15 protein-coding genes and 1 tRNA gene are annotated in these 16,666 nt (G+C 60.7%); 10 read left to right on the top strand and 6 right to left on the bottom strand.

Features of this window, described 5'->3' with window-relative positions; all coding sequences use genetic code 11:
• Positions 1-370: GcrA family cell cycle regulator (locus RTS12_RS02495; RefSeq protein ID WP_312525145.1), on the top strand; the 370-nt coding region annotated here is incomplete at its 5' end.
• A gap of 166 nt (positions 371-536) precedes the next feature.
• On the opposite strand, the gene RTS12_RS02490 is transcribed toward RTS12_RS02495, so the two are convergent.
• Positions 537-1,202, bottom strand: a complete 666-nt coding sequence (locus RTS12_RS02490) for a hypothetical protein (RefSeq protein ID WP_312525143.1) — start codon at positions 1,200-1,202, stop codon at positions 537-539.
• A 257-nt stretch (positions 1,203-1,459) separates the two neighbouring features.
• On the opposite strand from RTS12_RS02490, the gene metG reads away from it, so the two are divergent.
• The 4 genes from metG (at position 1,460) to RTS12_RS02470 (ending at position 6,639) form a co-directional block, all read left to right on the top strand.
• Positions 1,460-3,178 carry a methionine--tRNA ligase gene (gene metG / locus RTS12_RS02485; protein ID WP_312525141.1) on the top strand — a complete coding sequence of 573 codons (1,719 nt, stop codon included), beginning with the start codon at positions 1,460-1,462 and terminating at the stop codon, positions 3,176-3,178.
• A gap of 282 nt (positions 3,179-3,460) precedes the next feature.
• Complete coding sequence (gene rocF, locus RTS12_RS02480; protein WP_312525140.1) at positions 3,461-4,381, top strand: arginase; 921 nt, start codon at positions 3,461-3,463, stop codon at positions 4,379-4,381.
• Between the two features lie 60 nt (positions 4,382-4,441).
• Positions 4,442-4,527: transfer RNA gene (locus RTS12_RS02475), tRNA-Leu, on the top strand.
• Between the two features lie 168 nt (positions 4,528-4,695).
• Entirely contained in the window at positions 4,696-6,639 is a 1,944-nt protein-coding gene (locus RTS12_RS02470; protein ID WP_312525138.1) for an FUSC family protein, read from the top strand.
• Between the two features lie 366 nt (positions 6,640-7,005).
• Here the strand turns inward: RTS12_RS02470 and RTS12_RS02465 are convergent, their stop codons facing one another.
• Entirely contained in the window at positions 7,006-7,458 is a 453-nt protein-coding gene (locus RTS12_RS02465) for a GNAT family N-acetyltransferase (RefSeq protein WP_312525136.1), read from the bottom strand.
• Positions 7,459-8,122: 664 nt separating this feature from the next.
• On the opposite strand from RTS12_RS02465, the gene RTS12_RS02460 reads away from it, so the two are divergent.
• The 3 genes from RTS12_RS02460 to lpxK are packed head-to-tail and all read left to right on the top strand — an operon-like array spanning position 8,123 to position 10,613.
• Complete coding sequence (locus tag RTS12_RS02460) at positions 8,123-8,368, top strand: DUF4170 domain-containing protein (RefSeq protein ID WP_312525134.1); 246 nt, start codon at positions 8,123-8,125, stop codon at positions 8,366-8,368.
• Between the two features lie 17 nt (positions 8,369-8,385).
• Complete coding sequence (locus RTS12_RS02455) at positions 8,386-9,624, top strand: glycosyltransferase N-terminal domain-containing protein (RefSeq protein WP_312525132.1); 1,239 nt, start codon at positions 8,386-8,388, stop codon at positions 9,622-9,624.
• Entirely contained in the window at positions 9,621-10,613 is a 993-nt protein-coding gene (gene lpxK / locus RTS12_RS02450) for a tetraacyldisaccharide 4'-kinase (protein ID WP_312525130.1), read from the top strand. The genes RTS12_RS02455 and lpxK overlap by 4 nt, the downstream gene beginning before the upstream one ends.
• Here the strand turns inward: lpxK and RTS12_RS02445 are convergent.
• From RTS12_RS02445 to RTS12_RS02435, 3 genes are read right to left on the bottom strand one after another with little or no spacing between them, the layout of a single operon-like run.
• On the bottom strand, positions 10,610-11,722 hold the full coding sequence (locus RTS12_RS02445; protein WP_312525149.1) for a CaiB/BaiF CoA-transferase family protein: 1,113 nt from the start codon (positions 11,720-11,722) through the stop codon (positions 10,610-10,612). The genes lpxK and RTS12_RS02445 overlap by 4 nt on opposite strands.
• Positions 11,722-12,414, bottom strand: a complete 693-nt coding sequence (locus RTS12_RS02440; RefSeq protein ID WP_312525128.1) for a DsbA family protein — start codon at positions 12,412-12,414, stop codon at positions 11,722-11,724. Before RTS12_RS02440 ends, RTS12_RS02445 begins: the two co-directional genes overlap by 1 nt.
• The gene (locus RTS12_RS02435) at positions 12,411-12,950 is read right to left on the bottom strand and encodes a DUF721 domain-containing protein (protein ID WP_312525126.1); all 540 of its coding nucleotides are present in this window, start codon (positions 12,948-12,950) and stop codon (positions 12,411-12,413) included. The genes RTS12_RS02440 and RTS12_RS02435 overlap by 4 nt, the downstream gene beginning before the upstream one ends.
• An 88-nt stretch (positions 12,951-13,038) precedes the next feature.
• On the opposite strand from RTS12_RS02435, the gene RTS12_RS02430 reads away from it, so the two are divergent.
• On the top strand, positions 13,039-14,148 hold the full coding sequence (locus RTS12_RS02430) for an A/G-specific adenine glycosylase (protein ID WP_312525124.1): 1,110 nt from the start codon (positions 13,039-13,041) through the stop codon (positions 14,146-14,148).
• Positions 14,148-15,287, top strand: a complete 1,140-nt coding sequence (locus RTS12_RS02425; protein ID WP_312525123.1) for an alkane 1-monooxygenase — start codon at positions 14,148-14,150, stop codon at positions 15,285-15,287. The genes RTS12_RS02430 and RTS12_RS02425 overlap by 1 nt, the downstream gene beginning before the upstream one ends.
• Positions 15,288-15,500: 213 nt before the next feature.
• Here RTS12_RS02425 and RTS12_RS02420 read toward each other — a convergent pair whose 3' ends face one another.
• A complete protein-coding gene (locus RTS12_RS02420) occupies positions 15,501-16,631 on the bottom strand; it encodes a site-specific DNA-methyltransferase (protein WP_312525121.1) in 1,131 nt (376 codons plus the stop codon).
• Between the last annotated feature and the right edge of the window lie 35 nt (positions 16,632-16,666).

The raw sequence follows: 16,666 nt of genomic DNA, 5'->3' as shown, positions 1-16,666 counted from the left end.
CGCCGCTGAACCTGCCGCGAAACCGGCCCCGGTCGAGGCTGCGCCCGAAAGCGCAGAGGCACCGGTTGCACCGGCGGCCTTCAATCCGCGCCGCAATATCATTCCGGCAGGCCAGCCCCTGCCGCCGCAACCCTCGGCCAACGAGATCAGCCCCGAGACGCTGGCCTCGGTGCGTGAGATCGAAAAGAAGTCGCGCAAACTGTCGCTGATGGAACTGACCGAGCGGACCTGCAAATGGCCGATCGGCGATCCGGCAACCGATAAGTTCTGGTTCTGCGGCATGCCAAGCCAGGCAGGAAAGCCTTATTGCGAGGCTCATGTCAGCGTGGCCTTTCAACCCATGAGCGCGCGCCGCGACCGCCGCCGCTAAGGCTGGCTCGAAGCCGTCAGACATCGAAAAGGGCCGCCCAAGGGTGGCCCTTTCTTGTTGCGATAGACCTGCTTGATGTCCTGGGTGCCCGCTTATGCCCCTGGTTATCGCGCGTGGATGTGCAGCCGTCCGGATCTTGTTGTGCATGACACCGCCAAAGGCTGCCCTAAGCTTTTTGCAGGGACCGGGCATTGCGGATATGCGGTACCGGACGGCGGTAATAGGCGACCGCCTGAATGATCACCATGCACATGAGCAGCTCTAGCAGCTCTTCGCTGCGCCCAAGCGCCTGTGCCAACTCGGGCTCGATGCTCAGGCCGAAACTGGCAATCTTGCGGTCAAAACCATCCATGGTCTTGGCGACAACCAGCAAGCTACCCGCCACCAGCACCAGCCAGCTTGTGGGTTGGAACTGGGCCAGCCCTTGCCACCAAGGCCTAAGATTGTGCCGCAACAGCCGCCAAGCGCAGATCAGGATCAGCAAAATGACGGCGAGCCCCACGATCTTGTGCAAAAGTGGGTTCGCGCCAGAATAAAGGCGCAACTGCAAGATCCCCTCGGCCGTCAGTCTTTTGTCAAAGTCCAGCTCGCGCAGCGCCATCAGGGTCAGGATGACCGGAATGTGCCAGTTGCGCCGATCCCCGCCATCGGGGCGCAGCCCAACCCACAGGAATGCCGCCAGAAACAGCAATATCGCCGAGGACAGCTCGATGCTGCGCCCCTCTTTGTAAAAACTCTCGATCGGGATCAGGGCTGCGATGTCACGAAACACCAGCAAAAGCACCAAAGTTGCCGAAAGCGCGAGATAGAATGAGGGGGACTGACGTTGCAATGAATTGAACTTATATAATTGGGATGCGCGCATCAGCGCCTTGGCGCATCTGTCGCAAATTCGTTACCTAGGTAATCATCTCGATTTGAAGTTCAATGCGACCGGCCCCGATCCAGACGGCGGCTGCGCACAAGTATCAACTCAGTTTTGCACAACCGACGGTTGATTGCGGCACTCGCGCAGCCCGTGACTTTGCAGACACTTTCATTTTTGACGCCGCAGCGATAAACCCGTTGCGACATCCAAAGGACGCGTAAATGGCCCGGCATCTGATTACTTCAGCGATTCCCTATATCAACGGCATCAAGCATTTGGGCAATCTGGTGGGCAGCCAGCTTCCAGCCGATCTTTATGCCCGTTATTTGCGGGGTCGTGGCAATGAGGTCATGTTCATCTGCGCGACCGACGAACATGGCACCCCGGCTGAATTGGCCGCGAAGAAAGCGGGCCAACCCGTCGCGGTCTTTTGCGCCGAGATGCACGAGGTTCAGGCCGATATCGCCCGCCGCTTTGGCCTGTCCTTTGACCATTTCGGCCGCTCCTCTAGCGAGCGCAACCACGTTCTGACCCAGCATTTCGCGGGCAAGCTCGAGGAAAACGGCCATATCCGCGAGGTCGAGGAAAAGCAGGTCTATTCCATCGACGATGGCCGCTTTCTGCCCGACCGCTATATCGAGGGCACCTGCCCCAACTGCGGTTACGACAAGGCGCGCGGCGATCAATGCGAGAATTGCACCAAGCAGCTTGACCCGACCGATCTGATCAACCCGCGCTCGGCCATTTCAGGCTCGACCAACCTCGAAGTGCGCGCGACCAAGCATCTTTACCTCAAGCAGCGCGCCATGCGCGACCGGATCGAGGCCTGGATCGACAGCAAGAAAGACTGGCCGATCCTGACGACCTCGATTGCCAAGAAATGGCTGAACGATGGCGACGGATTGCAAGATCGGGGCATCACCCGCGATCTGGACTGGGGTATTCCCGTCAAGAAAGGCGATCAGCCCTGGCCGGGCATGGAGGGCAAGGTCTTCTACGTCTGGTTCGATGCGCCGATCGAATATATCGCCGCGACCGCCGAGGGGACCGACGCCAAGGGCCAGCCTGACAGCGCTTGGCGCCGCTGGTGGCGTCTGGATGAGGGTGCCGAGGATGTGACCTATACCCAGTTCATGGGCAAGGATAACGTCCCCTTCCATACCCTGTCCTTCCCGGCGACGATCATTGGCTCGAACGAGCCGTGGAAGCTGGTGGATTACATCAAATCCTTCAACTACCTGACCTATGACGGCGGCCAGTTCTCGACCAGCCAAGGGCGCGGCGTGTTCATGGATCAGGCCCTGTCGATTCTGCCTGCCGATTACTGGCGCTGGTGGCTGCTGTCCCATGCCCCCGAATCGGGCGACAGCGAATTCACCTGGGACAATTTCCAGCAATCGGTGAACAAGGATCTGGCCGATGTGCTTGGCAACTTCGTCAGCCGCATCACCAAATTCTGCCGCTCGAAATTCGGCGAGGTCGTGCCCGAGGGTGGCACTTATGGCCCCGAAGAGGAAAAGCTGATCGCCGATCTTGGCACGCGTCTGCGCGCCTATGAAGGCTATATGTCGCATACCGAAATCCGTAAGGCCGCGGCAGAGCTGCGCGCGATCTGGGTCTTGGGCAACGAATATCTGCAAACCGCGGCCCCCTGGTCGACCTTCAAGACCGACCCGGAAAAGGCCGCCGCGCAAGTTCGCCTTGGCCTGAACCTGATCCGCTTTTACGCGGTTCTGTCTGCCCCCTTCATCCCATTTGCAGCCGATGCGATGCTGGCGGGGATGCAATCGGACAACCGCGATTGGCCCGAAGATGTCGCAGCTTCTTTGGCTTTGCTTGCGCCCGGCCATGCCTTTACCACCCCCGAGGTGCTGTTTGCCAAGATCAGCGACGAGCAGCGCGAGGAATGGCAAGAGCGCTTCAAGGGCATTCGCGACTGATCCCTTGTGATCGCGGCTCTTTGCCGCCCAAGCATATCTTGCGCCCGGTCAAAGCTGCTGCTTGACCGGGCGTTTTTTCTTGGCGCAGCCCTGCGAAATGCGCATCGCCTCTTGCTTTGGTATCCCCTTCGGACCTAACAGACGGCAGATCTACTCAGGAATGTCGTTCACGCTCTCTCATGGCGAACACCCAGGCTGATCGCGCCCAAGATCCGATTGGGCAGTGGACATTCCCCCCATCCCCGGCAAAATCGCTGTGAACATCCAGACTTCGGAGAGACTATGACCCATTGCATCCTGATTGGCGCACCCGTTGACGAAGGCCAGCGTCGCGCTGGTTGCCAGATGGGTCCGATGGCCTATCGCATCGCAGGCATTGCCCAGACATTGACCGAGCTGGGCCATACGGTCGAAGATCGCGGCGATGTCGCCCCCCTGCCCCCTCGGGGCGAAACCCATGCCAATGCCGCCATCCATCATCTGCCCGAAACCATCGCCTGGACCGAAGCACTAAGCGCCGCCGCGACCGCCGCCATGTCCGACGGGATGCCGGTCTTTCTGGGGGGCGATCATTCTTTGTCATTGGGCACGGTTGCCGGGGTCACGGCCCATGCCAAAGCGGCGGGGCGGCCGCAATTCGTGATCTGGCTGGACGCCCATAGCGATTTCCACACATTCGAGACCACGACCTCGGGCAATCTGCATGGCACGCCCATGGCCTATGCGGCGGGCCGGCCGGGCTTTGCCCCACTGGCGCCCTTTCCCGCCCCTATCGAAGCGCGCAACATTTGCATGTTCGGTATCCGCAGCGTCGATCCCGCTGAAAATGCCGCGCTGCGCGAGACGGATATTATCGTCAACGATATGCGTGTTCTGGATGAGCGCGGCATCAGCGCCCCCTTGCGCGAGTTCCTGGAACGGGTGGCTGCGGAAAACGGGTTGCTTCATGTCAGCCTTGATGTCGACTTTCTGGACCCATCGATTGCACCTGCCGTGGGCACGACGGTTCCCGGCGGGGCCACCTTCCGCGAGGCCCATCTGGTCATGGAGCTGCTGCATGAAAGCGGGCTGGTCAGCTCGCTGGATCTGGTCGAGCTGAACCCGTTTCTGGATGACCGCGGTCGCACCGCCAAGCTGATGGTCGATCTTCTGGGCAGCCTGATGGGGCGCAAGGTCTTTGACCGGCCCACGCGCAGCTATTGATGCTCAGCCCTTCCAAGCCTGCTTGCCTAACCCTCTGCGGCAGGCTAGGAATTTCACAACGCGGGCGTGGCGGAATGGTAGACGCATGGGACTTAAACTCCCTGGGGCGTAAGCCCGTGCGGGTTCAAGTCCCGCCGCCCGCACCATTTCCTGATTGAACCCAGACAAGGGGCGCGAATTGCGCCCTTGCGGGGACGAAACCGGGACTCTCGGCAAAAAATCCGACACTCCTCGCGCAATCGCGATTTCCAAAATGTTGCAATGGCCTAACATTAGGCGCATCTACGGCAAATTCCTGTTCCCGGAGTCGACCGATGCCAAACTCGCGCCCAAAGCCGAGTGGCGGAGCGATATTTGCGCGGCTTGGTTTCGACCAGCAACGGTTGCGCTTTTCGTTTCGGACCACTGTTGCCGCCTGCCTTGCCCTTGTTCTGGCATTGCTGATCGGGCTCGAGCATCCGCAATGGTCGGCCATGACTGTTTTTGCCGCAGCTCAACCCACCCGGGGGCAGCTGTTCCAAAAAAGCGCCAACCGCTTGATCGGCACATTGATCGGCACGGCCATTGGCTTGGTCATCTTGTCCATTGCCCATGATTCGATCTGGCTTTTGTGCTTTCTCTTGGCGCTTTGGGTCGGGCTTTGCACCGGAATCGGCAATATCATCCGTGGCTATGGCGCTTATGGGGTGCTGCTTGCGGGCTATTCAGCGGCGATGGTGGCGCTATTGGGCCACGCCGTCGCGGGGCACGAGCTGGCACTTGGCGTCGACCGCTTTCTGACGGTTCTGCTGGGGGCTGTCGTGGGCATTGCGGTGGGCTGGATTGGCAGCAAAAGCCTTTCGAACAGTCCAGCCCTTAGCGCGGCGCGCCGCCTGTTGGCGGATGCGCTTCTTGTGCAAGTGGCGCAACTGACCGGGAAAGAGCCGCCTTCGGTTGATCATCTGCTGTCACGCGCGGCGCTGCTGGACGAATCTCTTGATCCGCGCGCGCCGGCCACCCCGCAAAACCGCCATCTGCGCCACGAGCTGCGCCAGATGCTGACCGCCACCACCGAGCTGATCTTGCTGGCCGAACCGACCCCCGAGCCGCGCCCGATCGAACTTGCCTCACATTTGCAAACGGCAAATGATCTGCTGCGCGGCGGCGCCGGGCTAGGCGCGGCCATTCCCGCGCTTGAGGCCGCAATCAAGCTAAGCCAATCGGCAAAGCTGCGGGATTTTCTAACCCATATTTGCTATCAGATTGGCCGGATCGACACGACGGCCAAGGCCGGGGCCATGCGCGTGCCGCCCGTGAACCCGATCCATTCGCCCCAGCATCGCGACTGGGTCGGCGCGCGTCAGGCCGGGCTGCGTACCTTTTTGGTCCTGATGGCTTTGGGCGCATTCTGGGCAATAACCGAATGGCCTGCGGGGTCGCTATTATTGCTGGGAACATCGGTGATGGTCTCGGTCTTTTCGACCTTCGACAATCCTGCCTGGATCATGGCGCGCGTCGGTCTGGGCCAAACGGCAGGGGCCATCGGCGCGCTGATCTGCCTTTGGATGGCCTGGCCATTCGCGCATTCCTCGTTGCAAATGGCCCTACTGATGATGCCGTTTCTGCTGGTGACGCCGTTTTTGCTGGCTCACCGCAAAACGGCGCCGGGCGCGACCGATTATGCGATGGTCTTTCTTTTGCTGCTGCAACCAACCTATCCGGCCATCGGCAGTTTTGGCGATTCGCTGGCGCGGGCGCTGGCCGTAATCGCGGGCCCGGCTTTTGCCTATCTTGCGTTCCGCACCGTTTTCGCAACCGATGAGCGCCGCCGCACGACAACGGTTTACGCCATGATCCTGTCCGAACTCGAGGCCAGCGCTCAGGCCAACCCCGCCCAGCTGGATGAGGGCAACTGGTCTGCGCGCTTTGTGCAAAGGCTTTTGCGCCTGATTCGCATGGGCGAAAAATCGGGGGCGCAGCTGGCCTCGATCACCGGCCCCGAGACCACCGCCCGCGCGCTGCAATCGGTGGGCGAGGCGATCCATCTGCTGCAAAACCTACGCCGACGCCAAGGGCAGACGGCACAGCAACAGCGGGCAACGACAGTTGCACTTGCCCGACTGGCACGGCTTCAGCAGTCCCCCATGCGGGCGGGCCAAGCGCTTCAGACCGCAGCCCAACGCAATGCCAGCGATCCCCGTACCGCCTCTGTCCTGCGTCAGGCCGCTCACATGCTGATGGATTACCCCGCGCTGTTCACCGCCCCCAAACTTGCCTGATCAACCAGGATCCGCCGCGACAAAACCGTGTCGTGGCAGATCTGACCCGAGCGCAAATCCCTGAGCCACCATTGCAGGCGTCTTAGGTGGGATCAGCCTTATTGCCATGATGTGACAGCGCCAGCATCCGCCACATCACCCCACCGATACCCCTCTGCCCGCAAGTGCCAGAACGGCCCAGCCAAAGCCCTGATCTACGACCGCGATCATGCGATATTGCTGACACTCAGCACGACCATCATCTTGCGTCATTCACCCGCATCACCCAGCTTCACGGAAATCATCGTGGTGAATTGCCGCTATGCGGACGAAGCGGGCACTTGCAGGGCGGTCGGGCGAGGCAATGAAGCCCCACCCGACCAAATATCACCCCTTCAAGATGAGTGTCGCGTTCGGGAACGGAAGGCCTGAGTCGTCGATATCGCGTCGGGAAACCTCGCAGAAACCGATCCCCCTATAAAAGCGAACGGCCTGCTCATTCTCGGTGTAAACTTCGAGAGACAGTTTCCCCGTCTTGGCGAATGCATCGGCGATGAGTCTGCGCCCGATACCGAAGCCCTGCCGGTCTGGCGCAATGAAAATTCCGCCAACGAAACTGCCGAGAAGGCTGATGAAGCCAACAGCTTCACCGTCGAGGTAAGCCACTGAAGTCTCTGCCTTTGGCAGATACTCCTCCTCGATCAGCTTGCGTTGCTCGGTCAGCTTTGCCTCACCGATGAACGGATGTGCCTTCAGTGAGGCTTCGAACCAGATACTGGACAGTTTTTTCAGATCCGTTGCCGCATCAAACGGTCGGATCACTAAGTTTGTGTTCTCCATGAGAACTCCACAGAAATCATGCAAAAAGGTTCGGCAACTATGTGCCGAGCGATGCCGCTACATGCGGTTTAATCGAAGCCTCTGTGCATAAATCTCCTTGTGGGGCAGGAAAAACATAGCACGCCCGGCAATACATGCCAATGACCGCATCGGGCTCAAAGCGTCAGTTTTGATGTAGGTTGTGATCGGTGCTGCTGGTGCAAGTCGAATTTAGATGATGATCGTGCTGAATGTCAGCACGATATATGCCGCCCGTCCCTCGGCCATCGCCCGCCCCCCGATCTGCGTCACAGCGCGGTGCGATCATAAACGCCGCGGTGGCGGTGCCTTTCCAAGCGCCGTCATTAAGCAAAAGCACCCCGCAAATCCCAACCGAAGAATGCCGATGCCGCGCGGCTAAGACATCATGAAAATTGGCCCTGCGACGGAGATCATCTGACGCCATGCCTCGATGCGCATTCTTCATCAGAAAAATACCCAAAACACCGGCATCGCCCCACAGGTTCAATCTGCGAACTGCAAACGGCAGACGCAATACGCGCCCCGCATTCACACAATCGGCACCGCCCCCTACGATGGCGGGGCGGCGCCACAGGCGAAATCACCTTGGTTCCCCCCGCCCCCTCAGTTAGGTTACGCGCGATCTTCACCAAAGGAGAAGCACATGGCCCAACGTCTTCATCTGGTCTTTGGCGGCGAGCTGGTCGATCCGGCCCGCACCGAATTCAAGGACGTCAACAATGTCCATGTCGTTGGCATTTTTCCCGATTATGCCTCAGCCCATGCCGCTTGGAAGGCCGAGGCGCAGCGCACCGTCGACAGCGCCCATACCCGCTATTTCATCGCCCATCTTCACCGTCTGCGCGATGAAGAGCGCGAGGGCAGCCTGACCGAAGCCCTGATCAACTGATCGCCGCGACCTCGAGGATGTCCCAAAACGGCACCTTATTTGGTAATCTGGCGCTTTGGTTGTGGCTGCGTGGCATCCGCACGCCAAGCCCCATGCCCAAAGCCTTCCCCAACCCATCGGGGGATGGCCCTTTACTGCTGATCCACCTGCCCAGTGATGAAGAGGATCCAAGCGCGCTGACGCCTTTGGTTGCGGCGCTTTTATCGGGGCATAAGAACCTGCGCATCGCCTTTAGCGGCGGCAAGCGCCAGCCCTCGGATGACGCTGCCCCAAACACCGGGCGCAGTGTCAACCTGCCCAGGCTGAACGCACCGGCCGTCGCAGCCGCCGCCCTCGCGCAGCTCAAGCCGGCCGCGATTTTGATCCTTGGCTCTGAACTGCCCGCCGCGCTGATCGTGGCCGCACATGAGGCACGGCTGGCGATCATTCTTGCCGAAGCCCGTATCGAGCCCCATCAGAACCAAGGTCTTTGGCGTGGCTTGGTGAACCGCAGCCTGCTTGCGCGCATCACCAAGATCCTTTCCCCCGACCAACAGGCCTTTGATTGTGCCCGCAAGATGGGCGTGACCCCAGCGCGGATCGAAATGATTGGCCCCGTCACCGATACCCGCGCCCCCCTGCGCGGCAACGAGGCAGAACGTCAGGCGCTTGCGCAACAATTGCGTGGCCGCCATATCTGGCTGGCATCTGCCCCGACCCTGCCCGAGGCCGAGGCCGCGCTTGCCGCCCACCATGATGCGCTGCAATATAACCACCGCGCGCTTTTGATCATCGCAGGCCTTGCCCCCGATGTTCTTCCTCAGGTCCAGCGCGCGGGCGAAGAGCTGGGCATGGCCATGATCTTGCGCACCGATGACGACGATCCCCAACCCGATGATCAGGTGCTGATCGCCGAGGATGATGACGAGATGGGCCTGTGGTACCGCCTTGCCCCGGTCTGTTTCATGGGTGGTACGCTGATCGAGGGGGCGGGCCTTACTCCGCGCCATCCGTTCGAACCCGCATCGCTTGGCTCTGCCATTATCCATGGTCCTTTGCCCGCGGGTTACGAGGCCGAATGGGCCCAGCTTGACGGCGCCAGCGCCGCACGCAAGATCGCGGATGCGGCGGGGCTGAAACAGGCCGTGGCGGATCTTTCGCTTTCCGAGCAAGCCGCCCTTTTGGCGCGCAATGCCTGGACTGTCAGCACGGGCGGCGCGGCGGTCGTGCGCCGTATCGTTTCTGAAATCCTGACCGCGATGGAGCCCAAATCATGAGCCGCCACGCCCCCGCATTCTGGTTTCGCAAACCCTCTGTGGCCGCCAATTTGCTGGCCCCGCTGGGTTCGGCCTATGCGGCGGCCACCGCACGGCGTCTGGCGCGTGGGGCGCGGATCAAACCGGGCGTGCCGGTCATCTGCATCGGCAATATCAATGCCGGAGGCACCGGCAAGACCCCGACCACGATCATGCTGATCCAAATGCTTTTGGCGCGCGACATCGCGGTCCATGTCGTCTCGCGCGGATATGGCGGCAGTGAAAAAGGCCCGCTTTTGGTGGATGAACGCAACCACAAGGCCGAGCAGACCGGGGATGAGCCCCTGCTTATGGCAGCTTTTGCACCGGTCTGGGTCGCCGATGACCGCGTCGCGGGCGCGCGCGCGGCAGTGGCGGCGGGCGCGCAGGCCATATTACTGGACGACGGTTTCCAAGACCCCTCGCTGCATCATGATCTGTCACTTGTGGTGGTCGATGCGGCGCGCGGATTTGGCAATGGCCGCTGTCTTCCGGCTGGGCCTTTGCGTGAACCCGTCCGCACGGGTCTTGCGCGCGCCGATATGCTGCTCTCGATCGGCGAGGCGGCCGCTCAGGCACAGTTTCAGCACAATTGGTCGTCGCAGATCGCGCAAATCCCCCACCTGACCGGCGCGTTAAAGCCGTTGCAAATGGGTTTTGACTGGACAGGTCACCGCGTTCTGGCCTTTGCCGGAATTGGACATCCCCAGAAATTCTTCGCGACATTGGCCAATTTGGGCGCGGAAATCGTGCGGGCCGAAGCCCTAGAGGACCACCAGCCCTTCACGCGCGCCATGCTGACACGGTTGCAAACCGAGGCTCGCCTTGTGGGCGCACAACTGGTCACGACAGAAAAAGATGCGGTGCGCCTGCCCCGCAGCTTTCGCCCCAAGGTCATGGCTCTGCCCGTGCGCCTTGAGCTGGACGATCCCAGCCCCTTGCTTAACCGCCTTACGGCCTTGGGGCTTTAATCGTCGCGCCCTAGCCGGGGCGAGGCGCGATGCAGCGCCAATTCAGCCTCGGAGAACCGGATGGGCAAGCGCACGCCCGGCACACCCTCGGGCGAGACCTGCATCCCTCTGGCGATGATTTGCGGATCGGCAAAGACATCAGCCATGTCATTGATCGGCCCGGCCGGCACGCCCTCGGCTTCGAGCGCCTGCAGCAATCCATCCCGGGTCCAGGTTTTCGTCACGCTGTTCAAGATCGCGCTCAGCGCATCACGATGCGCGATCCGATCGGCATTGCTGCGATAATCCGGCGAATCGGCCAGCGCAGGCAGGCCCAAGATTGCGCATAGCCTGCGAAACTGGCCGTCATTGCCCGTAGCGATAATGATCCAGCCATCGGCGCAGTCAAAAACCGCATAGGGCACCAAATTGGGATGGGCATTGCCCAGACGCGCAGGGGCGGTTCCGGTCGCCAGATAGTTCATGGCCTGATTGGCCATGACCGCAGTGCCGACGTCAAAAAGCGACATGTCAACATGTTGCCCACGCCCGGTCTGATCGCGCTGACGCAAGGCAGCCAGAATGCCTACGGTCGCATAGATGCCGGTAAAGACATCGATAACGGCCACCCCAACTTTCTGGGGCTGCTGCTGGGGCTCTCCGGTGACACTCATCATGCCCGACATGCCCTGAATGATGTAATCATAGCCCGCCCGATGGGCATAGGGGCCGTCCTGACCAAAGCCCGTGACCGAGCAATACACAAGTCGCGGGTTCAGCGCCGCAAGGCTCGCGTAATCCAGCCCGTATTTCGTCAGGCCGCCAACCTTGAAATTCTCGATCACGACATCCGCATCACGGATCAGATCGCGCACCTTTTGCTGGCCTTGGGCCGTGCGAAAATCAGCCGTGATCGAGGATTTTCCACGGTTGGCCGCGTGGAAATAGGCCGCGTTTTCCTCGCCATCATGCAAAATGAATGGAGGCCCCCAGCGGCGGGTGTCATCACCCTCGGGGGCCTCGACCTTAATGACCGTCGCACCAAGATCGGCCAGAATCTGGCCGGACCAAGGTCCCGCCAGAATCCGTGCCAGCTCGACAACCTTAAGTCCGGCGAGTGGCGTCATGATCAGCCAGCGGCCGCAATCTTGTCGTCGAGAACTTTTTTCAGGCTATCCCACGGCTGGTTGCTGACCTTTTCGCCGTTGATGACAAAGGTAGGGGTGCCCTCGATCTGGTCATCGCCTGCATTTTTCTGGAAGGTCGCGACCAGGTCTGCAACTTGCTGCTGGTCAGCCCAGCATGCATCCATCTGCTCGGTGCTCATGCCGGCCTTTGCGCCGACCTTGCGCAGATTGGCGGCGATTTCATCACCGGTTTTCGCGGCCAGCCAGGTGGTCTGATCGGCAAACAGCATATCGGCAACGGCATAGTATTTGTCATCGCCGCCGCAGCGTGCCAGCACGCCCGCCCACAGGCCAACTGCATCGAAATAGACATCACGCTGGATGAATTTCACTTTGCCCGTATCGATATATTCCGCCTTCAGCTTGGCGAAATTGTCGTTGTGAAAGTCACGGCAATGGCTGCAGGTGAAGCTGGCATATTCGATCATCGTGACCGGCGCATCTTCTTTGCCCAGAACGATGTCGGCAAGCACCTTACCCTCGGGCATGGCTTCGGCGGCACCTTCGGCGGGCTTGGCCGCTTCGCTTTGTGCAGGAGCGGCAGGCGTAGCTTCCTGCGCATATCCCGGCGCGAGCATCATCACCGACAACGCGGCGGCAGCCGTATTTGCAAGCAGGGCACGGTAGAGGGTCATCTGTGAGCCTTTCGGTCGTTATTGTCCCGACGGGACAGGTTGTTCAGGGTCAACTGGCGGATCGCCGCAGCCAGCCCAGGGTCTGTAAACCCCTGTGCAATGGTTTCGGCACGGTTGATATCATCGCTTGAAGGCGGTTTGACTGCCTTGGGTGCGGGGGTGAACTGGGCCTGCCCTTCGGCAAAGCCTGTGGGCGCGGTCTGCGTCAGCGTAATCCGGGATACGGCGTTGAAACCATAACAGGCGTTTACCTTTTCGCGAATGCGCGGCAATTCCATCTCGATCAGCGGGGCATGGGCCCCCTGCACCAGCAGCGTCAGCGTCGCGCCCATGCCGCGGCCATGCGAGATGCGTACTGGTCGGGTGCGTGCGGCAATATCGGCCCCCACGACCTCGGCCCAATTGGTCAGCAGGCGGGCAACGGCAAAGCCGCGCGTCTCGCCGACGCTGCGAATCCGCTGCGCCACCAATGATGAGGCCACCTCAAAGCCGCGCATACGGCGCTTGGCGGGCTTATAATCATTCGACTGGGCCATGTTCCGCCATTCGGTGTTGCTGTGCCGCTTATTTCGGATGCAGTCTGGACTGCGCCGCCGCAGGATGCCAGAGACTTGCATCTGAAAATTGCGTGAAAGAACAGTGATAGCCTCGACGCTTCTTGATTGGTACGACCGCCATGCGCGAATACTGCCCTGGCGCGTGGCCCCAGGCGGGGGAAGCGCTGATCCCTATCGCGTCTGGCTGTCCGAGGTGATGCTTCAGCAAACCACCGTCGCCGCCGTCAAAGCCTATTTCGAGCGCTTCACCACCCTTTGGCCCAAAGTCGAGGATCTGGCAGCTGCGGATGACAGCGCGATCATGGCCGAATGGGCGGGGCTTGGATATTATGCACGGGCCCGCAATCTGGCGGCCTGCGCCCGCGCAGTTGCTGCCCGCGGCGCCTTTCCGGACACGCGCGATGGGTTACTGGCCCTGCCCGGCATCGGCCCCTATACCGCCGCAGCCATTGCCGCCATCGCCTTTGATCGGGCCGAAACCGTCGTGGATGGCAATGTCGAGCGCGTCGTTTCGCGCCTTTTCGCAGTCGAAGAGCCGATGCCGCGCGCCAAAGCGCAGTTGCGCGATCTGGCTGCCACCCTGACCCCCGATCAGCGTCCAGGCGATTTCGCGCAAGCCATGATGGATCTGGGCGCGACGATCTGCACGCCGCGCAGCCCCGCTTGCGGCATTTGCCCGCTGATGGCCGACTGCCGCGCCCGCGCTTTGGGCATTGCGGCCCAACTGCCGCGCAAAGAGCCCAAAAAGCCAAAGCCACATCGGACCGGCACCGCCTGGGTCGGCTTTACCAATGGCGCGGTCTTGCTGGAACGGCGATTAGCCAAGGGCCTGCTGGGGGGGACATTGGCTTTTCCCTCATCCGGATGGGATGGCTCAAGCCTTTCGCCGCCCGCCGATGCCAGCTGGCGCGAGATCGGCACAGTTCGCCACGTCTTTACCCATTTCACCCTAGATCTGACGGTGGCCACCGCGCCGCTTGGCGCGCCACCACAGCGGGGTGAGCTGACGCCGCTGGATGATTTCGATGCCAACGCATTGCCTGGCTTGATGCGCAAAGTCTGGGATCTGGCCGCGCCAAGCAATTGGGTTCATGCTGACAAGGCCACTGCCAGCAATTCCAGCACGCTGGCCCTAGACGCCCCCAAAGACCGTGGCCCCAAACCCGAGAAAGTCTGATGCCTCAACCCCTTCGTCACCGCTTCGTCGATGCTTTGCCCTTCTGGTTGTCGCTGGGAATGGTTCCCTTGACGGTGCTGGCGGCAGTAAAGGGGGGATGGTGGTTTCTGACCCTGCCCGCCTATGCTTGGTATCTGGTGACCTTCATGGATCTGGTGCTGGGTCTCAATCAGGACAATCCTGATCCGCAAACCCCCGATGCGCATCTGTTTTGGTATCGCGCCATCACATTGGTCTGGTTTCCAATGCAGGCGCTGCTGATTTTCGGCACAATCTCCTATGCCAGCCACAGCGACCATCTGAGCGGCTGGGAAAAAATAGGCCTGTTTTTCGGCATTGGCGTCGCCTCGGGTACGATCGGAATGGTTTATGCCCACGAGCTTTTGCATCAGCGCAACAATATCGAGCGTTGGCTGGGCGATCTGCTGTTGGCATCGACCCTGTATTCCCATTTCCGGACCGAGCATCTTTTGGTGCACCACTCTTGGGTCGCCACCCCGCGCGACGCGGTTTCCGCCCGCTATAATGAGGGGTTTTACCGCTATTTCCTGCGCGTATTGCGCGATTGCCCACGCAGCGCCTGGCAGGTCGAGACCAAGCGGTTAAGCCGCACGGGTCGCAAGATCTGGTCTGCCAAAAACCCATTCTGGCGCTATGGGGCATTGCAACTTGCGATGCTGGGGCTGGCATTGATTTTGGGCGGCTGGCAGGGCGTTGCCCTGTTTATCTGGCAGGCCTTTGTCGCAATCTGGCAGTTGGAGCTGACCAATTACGTGGAACATTACGGTCTGACACGCAAACATCTGGGGGATGGGCGCTATGAGCATGTCCAGCCGCGCCATTCCTGGAATGCGGCGCACAAGGCCTCGAACTGGCTGCTGATCAACTTGCAGCGCCACTCGGACCACCATTACAAACCGGATCGGCGCTTTCCGCTGCTGCAAACCTATGACCAGGACGAGGCCCCGCAGCTGCCCTATGGCTATCCGGCCATGACCTTTGTTGCGATGATACCGCCTGTCTGGCGCAGAAGAATGAACCCGCGCGTGCGTGCATGGCGGCGCCAATTCTATCCGGAAATCAGCGATTGGGGCAGCTATGCCCGCGCCGAAACACCGATGCCGCGCGCAGCCCTTTAACCCAAACGCGGCCCTCTAACCAAAGCGCGCCCCGTCCCGCCCATCGGCGCCTCGATCCATACAGGGATCGACGCGCCCGTGGCCAAAGGCCTGACACGGGCTGAATACGCGAAAAAGCCCCGCCGAACGACCTGAGCCATTCTGGCGGGGCAAGTTAGCCCCCAAAATCCGCGCGGAACTCGCAGAGTTCAGGGGCTGCGGCGAAACCAAAGATTAGTTGGGGCGCGGGCTGTCCTCGGCCTGCATCTCGGCGCGGATCTGCTGGCGCAGCGTATCGATCGGAACCATGCGGCCCTCGCGGCGGAAGTGCCAATAGGTCCAGCCATTGCACGAGGGCGCACGCTGAAGCGCCGCACCGACCTGATGGATCGAGCCCTTGATGTCATTGCCGATCAGGCTGCCATCGGCGCGAACCTTGGCCTTGTGACGGCTATCGAGCGAGAACAGCTCTTCGCCGGGGCGCAGCATCCCCCGTTCGATCACTTGGCCAAAGGGCACGCGCGGCTCGGCGCGCTTGCTGGTAGTCGTTGCAAGTGCCGCAGCCTCGTAAGGCCAGGTCCGCGCGATCCGCTTTTGCGCAATCTCGCGATAGCTTTCCTCGCGCTCGATGCCGATAAAGTTCCGGCCCAGCATTTTGGCGACCGCACCCGTCGTCCCCGTTCCGAAGAAGGGATCAAGGATGACATCGCCGGGGTTGCTGGCACCGATGAGGACACGGTGCAGCAGGCTTTCGGGCTTTTGCGTCGGATGGGCCTTGTCGCCCTTGGCATCCTTCAGCCGTTCGCCCCCCGTACAAATCGGCAGCACCCAATCCGAGCGCATCTGCACGCCCTCATTCAGCGACTTTAGGGCCTCATAGTTAAAAACGTATTTCGAGTTTTCACTTTTCGACGCCCAGATCATGGTCTCATGGGCATTGGTCAGGCGCTTGCCGCGGAAGTTCGGCATCGGATTGGATTTACGCCAAACCACATCATTCAGGATCCAGAAGCCCGCATCCTGCAACGAGGCGCCTACCCTAAAGATATTGTGATAAGACCCGATCACCCAGATCGCCCCATTGGGCTTGAGCAGGCGCCGCGCAGCGGCCAGCCATTCACGGGTGAATTGGTCATAAGCGGCAAATCCCGTGAATTGATCCCAGTGATCATCAACGGCATCGACTTTGGAATTGTCCGGGCGATGCAGATCGCCCCGAAGTTGCAGGTTATAGGGCGGATCGGCAAAAATCAGGTCGATGCTAGCTTCAGGAAGCGAATTCATCACCTCGATGCAATCACCCGCCAGGATTTGATTCAAAGGTAGACTGCGCGGCTCGGCGCGCCGAGTCGATTGGGTTTTCATATTGACTGCCTCATAACGCCGGCATTTTTGCCGAT

It is taken from the genome of Paracoccus sp. (in: a-proteobacteria) (genome assembly GCF_032007265.1).
Taxonomy (GTDB): Bacteria; Pseudomonadota; Alphaproteobacteria; order Rhodobacterales; family Rhodobacteraceae; genus Paracoccus.
The sequence above is the reverse complement of the archived record's forward strand: the minus strand, read 5'-3'. Positions and strand labels throughout refer to the sequence as shown.

Coding starts and splice junctions, on each gene's coding strand:
- metG (WP_312525141.1), top strand. CDS start 1,460: ATGGCCCGGCATCTGATTACTTCAGCGATTCCCTATATCAACGGCATC.
- rocF (WP_312525140.1), top strand. CDS start 3,461: ATGACCCATTGCATCCTGATTGGCGCACCCGTTGACGAAGGCCAGCGT.
- RTS12_RS02470 (WP_312525138.1), top strand. CDS start 4,696: ATGCCAAACTCGCGCCCAAAGCCGAGTGGCGGAGCGATATTTGCGCGG.
- RTS12_RS02465 (WP_312525136.1), bottom strand. CDS start 7,458: ATGGAGAACACAAACTTAGTGATCCGACCGTTTGATGCGGCAACGGAT.
- RTS12_RS02460 (WP_312525134.1), top strand. CDS start 8,123: ATGGCCCAACGTCTTCATCTGGTCTTTGGCGGCGAGCTGGTCGATCCG.
- RTS12_RS02455 (WP_312525132.1), top strand. CDS start 8,386: ATGTCCCAAAACGGCACCTTATTTGGTAATCTGGCGCTTTGGTTGTGG.
- lpxK (WP_312525130.1), top strand. CDS start 9,621: ATGAGCCGCCACGCCCCCGCATTCTGGTTTCGCAAACCCTCTGTGGCC.
- RTS12_RS02440 (WP_312525128.1), bottom strand. CDS start 12,414: ATGACCCTCTACCGTGCCCTGCTTGCAAATACGGCTGCCGCCGCGTTG.
- RTS12_RS02435 (WP_312525126.1), bottom strand. CDS start 12,950: ATGGCCCAGTCGAATGATTATAAGCCCGCCAAGCGCCGTATGCGCGGC.
- RTS12_RS02425 (WP_312525123.1), top strand. CDS start 14,148: ATGCCTCAACCCCTTCGTCACCGCTTCGTCGATGCTTTGCCCTTCTGG.
- RTS12_RS02420 (WP_312525121.1), bottom strand. CDS start 16,631: ATGAAAACCCAATCGACTCGGCGCGCCGAGCCGCGCAGTCTACCTTTG.